Here is an 8373-nt window from a genome sequence, read left to right on the forward strand (position 1 = left end):
CAGACCTTGTTCACCGTGACGGAGGAGCCGCGAGTGAGACGTATGAGCATCGCCCTGTCGGCGGCGGTGGCGTTGAGCGCCGCACTGAGTGCGGTACCCGCGCAGGCCGGCGAATCGACGTCGGACCTCGGCAACTGCACCGCCACCGCCTGCCACTTCGACGTCCCGCCCGGCACGTACGACGTGAAGGTGCTGCTGGGCGGCGAGGCGGATTCGAGCACGGCGATCACCGGCGAGACCCGGCGCGCCCTGCTCCCCGAGACGGCGGTTGCCGCCGGTGAGCGCGTCGCCCGCAGCTTCACCGTGAACGTCCGCACCCCCGAGGGCGAGCCCACCGGCGCCGCCGGAACCGCCGGCCTCGACCTGACGCTCGGCGGCTCGGCCCCCGCCCTGGCCGACATCCGCGTGACCCCCGCCCGGCACGCCCGCCAGATCTTCCTCGTCGGCGACTCCACGGTCTGCGACCAGCCCGGCGACCCCTACTACGGCTGGGGCCAGCGGCTCCCGCAGTATCTGCGCAAGGGCCTGTCGGTCGCCAACTACGCCGATTCCGGCGAGAGTACGGTCACCTATCTGGGGAACCCGCAGCTGTGGGCCACCGTCCAGCCGCAGATCCGCCGCGGCGACCTCGTCCTCATCCAGCTCGCGCACAACGACAAGACGACGGACGAGGCGACGTACCGCGCCAACCTGGAGGCGCTGGTGGCGGGCGTGCGGGAGCGCGGCGGCGAACCCGTGCTCGTCACCCCGATCGTGCGGCGCTGGTTCAGCTCCGACGGCACGCTCAACAACGGCACCGCACTGCTGGTCAACGGCCTGGGCGTGGACCATCCGGCCGTCGCCCGTTCGGTCGCGGCGGCCGAGGGCGTCCCGCTGATCGACCTGACGGCGAAGACCAAGGCACTGGTCGAGTCGCTCGGGGTCGAGGGCTCCAAGTCCCTTTACCTGTACAACGAGAAGCGGGACAACACCCACACCTCGGTGCGCGGAGCCACGGCGTACGCGGGGCTGGTCCGCGACGAACTCCTCGCCCAGGGTCTGGTGCCCGAGGGCCTGGTGAGGGTGGGATGAACTCCTGGGGCGTCCCGACCGGAACCGGGGCGCCCCAGGTCTGTGTCACAAGCCATCTGGAGAAACGATGCAGCTGCCTCCCGACGACCGCGTCCTCAGCCCCCGCACCGGCTACACCCGCGCCCACTGGGAGGCGGCCGCCGACGCCCTGCTCGCCGCGGTGGAGCCGTACGCCACCGCCGACCGCGCCCTCTACCACCTCCCCGGCGACCGGGAGAGCTGGTCAGGGCGTCTCTCCGACGGCCTGGAGGGCTACGCCCGTACGCTTCTGCCGGCGGCCTTCCGCCAGGACGAGACGGCCCTCGAACGCTACGCCGAAGGCCTGGCAGCCGGCGTCTCGGGGGTCTGGCCCCGCATCGAGCACCGCAGCCAGCCCCTGGTGGAGGCGGCGTCCATCGCGCTCGCCCTGCGCCTGACCCGCCCGCTGCTGTGGGACCGCCTGGACGACGACGTACGGCAGCGGGCGGCGGCCTGGCTGGGCGACGCGCTCACCGCCGAACCCTGGCCGTGCAACTGGGAGTTGTTCCCGGTGACGGTGGGCGGCTTCCTGGGATCGATCGGCTATGAGCCGGAGGCGTCCCGCAAGGCGATCGACCGGGGCCTGGAACGGATCGAGCAGTGGTACCTCGGGGACGGCTGGTACACCGACGGCGACGGCCGCAAGTTCGACTACTACAACGGCTGGGCGATGCACCTGTACCCGGTGCTGCACGCCTGGCTGGCGGACGACGCCGAGCTGCTGGACCTGTACGGCGACCGGCTCTCCCGCCATCTTCGGGACTACGCCCACCTGTTCGCCGCCGACGGCGCCCCCATGCATCAGGGCCGCTCCCTGACGTACCGCTTCGCGACGACGGCCCCGCTGTGGCTGGGCGCCCTGACGGGCCACACACCGCTGCCGCCGGGAGAGACCCGACGCCTCGCCTCGGGCGCCCTGCGTTACTTCCTGGAGCGAGGTGCGGTGGACGACCGGGACCTGCTGACCCTGGGCTGGCACGGCCCGGACCCGGCCGTACTGCAGAACTATTCGGGCCCGGCGTCCCCGTACTGGGCGAGCAAGGGCTTCGTGGGCCTGCTGCTGCCGGCGGACCACGAGGTGTGGACGGCGACGGAGGAACCGGGCCCGGCGGAGCGCTCGTCCACGGCCCATCCGGTGGCCCCGCCCAACTGGCTGCTCCAGTCGACCGTTTCGGACGGCGTCGTCCGCCTCCACAACCATGGCAGCGAGGACGTCCGTTACGACCCGTACTACACGCGGCTCGCGTACTCGACGGCGACGGAGCCGTCGTCGTACGACAACAGTGTGTTCGTGGGCGACGATCCGAGCCGCACGGGTATCGAGCCACTGGGCGTCGGCGACGGCTGGGCGGCCTCGCGGCACAGCGTGGCCTCGGGAGCGCGGGTGACGAGCGTGGTGCTCGTGCGCGACGCCGTGGAGGTGCGGGTGCATCTGGTGGCGGGGGCGGAGCCGGGGACGCCGGTACGGGTGACGGGGTGGGCTGGGGGAGAGGGCGTACGGGCGGAACTGGTGCCGGCGGTGGGCTTGAACGAGGACCTCAGGGGGGTCACGGGGGACGGGCCCACCGTGTTCGCCGCGCTCGCCCGACTCACCGCGGATCCGGATCCTGCTGAGCTGGCCGGTACGGCCGCGGTGAGTGCGGTGAATGCCGAGGAGGTCGTCATTCGCTGGGCGGGCGGTGAGGAGACCCGGATCCGGGTCGGGGACGGACGGGTCGACGTGTCAGGGCGTCAGACGCGCGATCCGCAGGCTCGTCGACATCGGTGACGCCCCCGTGAGCGGCTTGGCGTACGACGGAGTCACCGGGACGTACACCCAGGTCAGCGTGGCGTCCTTCTGGACCGCTATGTCGCCGGTGATGCGGGCGCTCACCACCTTGTCCGGGGTCTGGAACTTGCCGTTCCAGTCGATGAGACGGAGGTGGGTGCCCGTGAAGGTGCCGGTGCAGGTGCCCGACTTGCACTGGGCGTTCTTCAGCTGATTCTTGCGAGGCACCCCCAGGGCTTCAGCCCTGGGAGGAATCACATCCTCGTGGTCGCGGCGCGCAGCGCAGCGTTAGCGCTCGCTATCTCTCGTCCGTGTCCAGCGGGAGCCGGTGCCGCGTCCACGCGGTGGCGGGTTCACTCGGTCGGGTGATGCGTGGTGAACGTACGGCGGGCAGTCGTACGCGTGTGTAAGTTCGGTGATCGTGAAGCTGGTGGTGCAGATCAGGCTGCTGCCGACGCCCTTGCAGGCGGCGGCACTTGAGGCGACCCTGCATGCCTGTAACGAAGCGGCCACCTGGGCCAGCGGCGTGGCGTTCGAGAAGGATGTGAAGCGCAACTTCGCGCTGCGCGAGCACACCTACGGCGAGATCAGGGCCAGATGGGGTCTGGGTGCGCAGGCAGCCCAACACATCGTGAAGAAGACCTGCGACGCGTACGCCACGCTCAAGGCCAACCTCAAGGCCGGAAACCTCGGCAGGCCGGGCTCCAAGCGCTACCGCCGGGCCGCCGAGAAGCCGATCGAGTTCCGCCCGGAGGGCGCGCAGCCCTATGACGACCGGATGCTGTCCTGGCAGATCGACCAGCGCCGGATCTCGATCTGGACGACTGCCGGGCGCGTGAAGGGCGTGGCGTTCACCGCTTCCCCCGAGCAGCTGGCCACCCTGGCCCTGTACCGCAAGGGCGAGTCGGACCTGCTGGAGCGGGACGGCATGTGGTTCCTGAACGCCACCTGCGAGGTGCCCGAAGCGCCGCAGAACACCGATCCGGTGGACTTCCTCGGCGTCGACCTGGGCATCGTCAACATCGCCACCACCAGCGACGGCGAGATCATGGCCGGGCGGGAGCTCAACCGCGTCCGCGTGCGGGAGCGCGGCCTGCGCAGGAAACTGCAGAAGAAGAACACCCCCTCCGCCAGACGGCGCCTGAAGAAGCGCAGGCGCAAGGAGGCGCGGCGGGCGAAGGACATCAACCACAAGATCGCGAAGCATGTGGTGGCCGAGGCAGAACGCACCGGTCGCGGGATCGCCCTGGAAGACCTGACGGGCATCCGCGAACGGGTACGGCTTGCAAAGCCCCAACGGGCCACCCACTCCAGCTGGTCATTTGCTCAGCTGGGGCAGTTCATCATCTACAAGGCCCGCAGGGCAGGGGTACCGGTGGTGCACGTTGATCCGGCGTACACCTCACGCACCTGCGCCGAGTGCGGCCACACCGACAAGTCAAACCGGGTCTCCCAGGCCTGGTTCGCGTGCCGGAACTGCGGATTCGTTGATCACGCAGACCGGAACGGCTCCCGCAACATCCGCGCGAGAGCGTGGGAGTTGTGGCGACGCGGGGCGCAGTCAACCACCCCAGACCCACCCCCGGAACCCGGGCGTGGGACAGGACGCAAACCCAGCACCACAGCCAGTGGTGCCCGTTGTGCAAGCCCGTCGCCTTAGCGACGGGTGGTTGACGGACTCCCAGGACAGGAGCAGACGGTCCTTGCCATACGGGGTGAGGCGGACGTTGACGTGTTCGGTGCCCTTGGTGGTGGCGAGGCGGATCGCCTTGCCTGGGCGGAGTTGCGGTTCTTGAGGAAGGCGACCGCCACTTGGTGGGTGCTCGTCTTCGGGGTGACCGTCCAGCCTCGGCCGGAGGAGTCGTCGGGATTCTTCTTGGCCGAGGCTGTTCCTCGTGAGGCGAACGCGGTGGCATAGCGGCCGGTCGAGGACTTCACCAGGTCGCCGGTGCGGTCGGCGAAGGTGCCTCCGCAGTAGCCCGCCCAGCACTGTTCGCGCTGCACGACCGGGGCGTTGTCGGGGGCGCCGATGCCGGTGGAGACGAAGAGTCCCGAACGCCAGTCGTCGAAGCAGAGGGAGGTGAAAGCGCCGGTCTTCTCGGGGTGCAGGGCGATGCCCTCGTTGTGGCTGCACCCCCAACTCCAGCCGCCGGTCAGCTTCTTGCCCTTGGTGCTGACGTACGCCCAGCTTGTCGCCGAAGTGCCCGTCGGCGAAGCCGCCGGCGCCGTGCACGACGAAGTAGGCGCTGTACTTGGTGCCGTTCCAGGTGAGCTGTCCGTCGAGCAGCGGGGCGGTGTCGTGTGTGGCGGTCCCTGTGAGCTTGGTCGACCAGGTCGCCGCCGCGGGCGAAAGGGTTGCCGCACCGTCCGTATGCCATTTGCATGGGATCATGCACAGGGTGATCACTGAACGGGGGCCGCGATGTCGGGTGGCATTGTGATGGGGTATCTCCCCTCGCTGGCCTTTCTGGGTCTGGCTGTGGTGGGCAACTGGGCGCGTTTCACTCTGAAGCGGCGTGGTGTGCGCACGCAGGGGCGACTGGGCGGCGACAGCTGGGGGGCTGGGATCTTGTCGGTGGACGTCATCTACCGAGACCACGAGGGGGAGCGCCACTACGTGACCGTAGCCCCCGAGTACCTACCCCAAGGGGGGCGCTCGTCCGTCGTCGAGGTCGTTTACGATCCACGGAATCCCAAGAGGGCGATGTCGGAGGGCGAGTTCGAGCGGCCCGCCTGGAGGACCATCGAGGGCGGGTTCTTCTTCATCGCGGTCGGCGTTGCCCTGCCCTGTACGGTTCTCCTGTTCTTGGGGTGAGGGGACTGTGGATCTCATCCGCCTGGCAGACGGGGAGAGCAGTCTTGAGGTTCGGGTTCTGGGGCGCAGCATGCCGGGGGTGTTGGAGTGGCACGACTTCCTTGACGCGGAGATCGTTGTTGCGAGCGGGTTCGCCCAGGGACGCTTGGAAGTGTGTCTGGCCCCGGATGACTTGAACAGTTGGTCACAGGTCCTGGGCGCGCTCGCCGCCGGGCGGGATGCCGTCTGGATGGATGACGGGCGCAACCCCGAGATTCAGTTCGAGCTCTCCGGCCAGGACGGGGTTGCCGTGGTTGTGGTGAAGGACGTCGCCGGGTCGGGGGCATCGATCCGTGTCCCTGTGCGTCTGGCGGATGGCTGGGTCGATGATCAGCATGAACGGCTGCAGGGTGTCTGGGCGACCTGGCCACAGGAGGTTGTGGAGACCTCGTCCGGCGTCTACGAGTGGCGGCGCTGAAATGCCGGAGACCGACGCCGGCAGATGAGCGCGCAGGCCGGGGTCCAATCTCGATCTTGCGCACAGTTCGGCCGCCGCCGAAACGACCCCCGCCTACCGTGGCCGTATGACCCAAGCCGCCGTCACCACCCCCTTCGCCCGGCTTCATCACCGGGACGAACCCTTGCTGCTGCCCAATGCCTGGGACTACGCATCCGCCATGGCGTTCGCGGCGCAGGGGTTCGCGGCTGTGGGGACCACGAGTCTCGGGGTTGCCGCGGCGGTGGGGGTGCCGGATGGGGCGGCGGCTACTCGGGAGGCGACTCTGCGACTTGTGCCGGCGCTCGGGCGAGGGCCGTTCATGGTTTCCGTTGATGCCGAGGGTGGTTTCGCGGCGGATCCGGATGCGGTGGGGGAGTTTGCCCGGCAGTTGGCTGTCATGGGGGCCGTCGGCGTCAATCTGGAGGACGGGGCCGGGTCCGCCGCGCTGCATGCCGCGAAGATCGCCGCCGTGAAGAAGGCCGTACCGAGCCTCTTCGTCAACGCCCGCACCGATACGTACTGGTTGGGGGACGGGGACGAGCGGGACACCCTGCGTCGGCTCGACGCCTATCAGGAGGCCGGTGCCGACTGTGTGTTCGTCCCGGGACTGTCCGACCCCGTGCGGATCGAGGCTCTGGTCGAGCACCTCGACACCCCGCTCAACATCCTCTATTCGCCCACTGGTCCTCCCCTCCCTCACCTCTCCGACCTCGGTGTCCGCCGCGTCAGTCTCGGCTCGCTGCTCTATCGGCGGGCGCTCGGCGCGGCGGTCGAGGCGGTTGCCGATGTCCGGGACGGGCGGACACCGTGCGGTGAGATGCCGACGTATGACTACGTGCAGGGTCTAGTGCCGCATCAGACAACGTTCGCCCTGTAGTACCGCTGGAAAACTCGTCGAAATAATCTCCCCGCCGCAGCCGGGGAGGGTCCTGTGCTGGCCCCAGAGGGGTGCTTGGGCGGACGCGGGGCCGGGGTCTGGAGTGGGTTCCTTCCCTGCCTGCTTCGGGGGCTGCAGCAGCCCACTCCAGCCATCGCGACATGCCACCTGACCTGGCCTTTCATGCCAGCTGTTCCTATCATCGGTCTCGGTCGAAAGGGGGCCGAATGGACCGGACTGTACGCACCGTCGAGGATGTTCTCGCGCTCTTGGACGGGCTCTTCGCCTCTGGATCCGAGGCCGGCCGCTTGACGACCGGCGACGGTAAGGGCTTCTGGGACCGCTTCTATGCCGACCGGTCAAGGCCGGTCCCGTTCTTCGTGGCGAAGCCGGACGAGAGCCTGGCTGCCTACCTCGATCAGGGTCTGATCGCTCCCGGTCGGGTCCTGGATCTGGGATGCGGGGCGGGCCGCAATGCCCTGTTCCTCGCCTCGCGCGGCTTCGAGGTGGACGCGGTCGACCTCTCCCTGGTGGCCGTCGCGTGGGCCGAGGACCGGGCTCGCGAGGTTGGAGTCGACGTCCGTTTCCTGTGCGGTGACGTTTTCGCGCTCCCCGCCACCGAGTTGAGCGGCCCGTACGACCTGGTCGTCGACTCGGGGTGCTTCCACCACCTGCCGCCGCACCGCCGCGTGAGCTACCTGGCCCTCCTCAACCGGGTCCTGGCCCCCAGCGGCCATCTCGCACTCACTAGCTTCGCCGCTGGCCAGGGGGGAATGGGGTCGGAACTCGCCGACGCGGACCTGTACCGTGAGCGCGAGCTGCAGGGCGGCATCGCCTACACGCCCGAATCGCTGCGCTGGATCTTCTCTCACCTGGTAGAGATCGAACTGCGCCGTATGCGGGAGGAGCCGCCCAAGTCGGCGCTCTTCGGAGCGACCTTCCTGTGGACCGCGTTGTTCCGTCGGGATGCAGCAGCTTCTGCCGCTTCAGGCGACGTTCGCCCTGTTCACGACCTCGCGTAGGCGTTCCTCCTGGGCGTGCTTGTTCCGCCAGATGACGTATCAGCGGATCATGCTGCTCCTGCGCCTTGTGGCTGGCGTGGTCGGTGCCGTCGAGGGTGAAGTAGCGCAGGGCGGCGAACTGGGCCTCGATGCGGTTCAGCCATGAGGAGTTGGTCGGGGTGTAGGCGATCTCGACGTTGTTGGCCGTACATGACGGCGTTGCCGAGGATCCGTTCGGCCATGTCGCGGACCATGGTGTGGTCGCGGAGGAGCAGGGCGACCTCGCGGTCCCACAGGCTCATGCCGGAGTCGAAGATGTTGACGGCCAGCTCGGTGATGTGTGGG

The 8373-nt window shown here is 69.0% G+C and carries 9 protein-coding genes and 1 pseudogene; 7 read left to right on the top strand and 3 right to left on the bottom strand.

Features of this window, described 5'->3' with window-relative positions:
• Nucleotides 1-42 precede the first annotated feature (42 nt).
• Entirely contained in the window at nucleotides 43-1071 is a 1029-nt protein-coding gene (locus tag H4N64_RS34265) for a rhamnogalacturonan acetylesterase (RefSeq protein ID WP_222109744.1), read from the top strand.
• A 67-nt stretch (nucleotides 1072-1138) separates the two neighbouring features.
• On the top strand, nucleotides 1139-2857 hold the full coding sequence (locus H4N64_RS34270) for a DUF2264 domain-containing protein (RefSeq protein ID WP_186286435.1): 1719 nt from the start codon (nucleotides 1139-1141) through the stop codon (nucleotides 2855-2857).
• On the opposite strand, the gene H4N64_RS34275 is transcribed toward H4N64_RS34270, so the two are convergent.
• Nucleotides 2813-3085 carry a hypothetical protein gene (locus H4N64_RS34275; RefSeq protein WP_260860141.1) on the bottom strand — a complete coding sequence of 91 codons (273 nt, stop codon included), beginning with the start codon at nucleotides 3083-3085 and terminating at the stop codon, nucleotides 2813-2815. The two genes, H4N64_RS34270 and H4N64_RS34275, sit on opposite strands and share 45 nt — an antisense overlap.
• A gap of 193 nt (nucleotides 3086-3278) precedes the next feature.
• On the opposite strand from H4N64_RS34275, the gene H4N64_RS34280 reads away from it, so the two are divergent.
• The gene (locus H4N64_RS34280; RefSeq protein ID WP_186286436.1) at nucleotides 3279-4517 is read left to right on the top strand and encodes an RNA-guided endonuclease TnpB family protein; all 1239 of its coding nucleotides are present in this window, start codon (nucleotides 3279-3281) and stop codon (nucleotides 4515-4517) included.
• Here the strand turns inward: H4N64_RS34280 and H4N64_RS34285 are convergent.
• Nucleotides 4514-5221, bottom strand: coding sequence for a hypothetical protein (locus H4N64_RS34285; protein WP_260860142.1), 708 nt, complete (start codon nucleotides 5219-5221; stop codon nucleotides 4514-4516). The two genes, H4N64_RS34280 and H4N64_RS34285, sit on opposite strands and share 4 nt — an antisense overlap.
• A 211-nt stretch (nucleotides 5222-5432) precedes the next feature.
• Here H4N64_RS34285 and H4N64_RS46965 point away from each other — a divergent pair, with 211 nt between their 5' ends.
• The 4 genes from H4N64_RS46965 (at nucleotide 5433) to H4N64_RS34305 (ending at nucleotide 8049) form a co-directional block, all read left to right on the top strand.
• Nucleotides 5433-5672 (top strand): hypothetical protein, encoded by a 240-nt coding sequence (locus tag H4N64_RS46965; RefSeq protein WP_186286437.1) that lies wholly within the window; start codon nucleotides 5433-5435, stop codon nucleotides 5670-5672.
• Between the two features lie 7 nt (nucleotides 5673-5679).
• Nucleotides 5680-6129 carry a DUF5959 family protein gene (locus H4N64_RS34295; RefSeq protein WP_336246879.1) on the top strand — a complete coding sequence of 150 codons (450 nt, stop codon included), beginning with the start codon at nucleotides 5680-5682 and terminating at the stop codon, nucleotides 6127-6129.
• A gap of 106 nt (nucleotides 6130-6235) precedes the next feature.
• Entirely contained in the window at nucleotides 6236-7027 is a 792-nt protein-coding gene (locus H4N64_RS34300; protein WP_186286439.1) for an isocitrate lyase/PEP mutase family protein, read from the top strand.
• A gap of 227 nt (nucleotides 7028-7254) precedes the next feature.
• Nucleotides 7255-8049, top strand: coding sequence for a class I SAM-dependent methyltransferase (locus H4N64_RS34305; RefSeq protein ID WP_186286440.1), 795 nt, complete (start codon nucleotides 7255-7257; stop codon nucleotides 8047-8049).
• Here the strand turns inward: H4N64_RS34305 and H4N64_RS46520 are convergent.
• Nucleotides 8014-8233: pseudogene (locus H4N64_RS46520) on the bottom strand (transposase); the annotation flags it as partial. The gene H4N64_RS34305 and the pseudogene H4N64_RS46520 sit on opposite strands and share 36 nt — an antisense overlap.
• Nucleotides 8234-8373 lie beyond the last annotated feature (140 nt).

The sequence above is a fragment of the Streptomyces cupreus genome (assembly GCF_014257025.1).
Lineage (GTDB): Bacteria > Actinomycetota > Actinomycetes > Streptomycetales > Streptomycetaceae > Streptomyces > Streptomyces cupreus.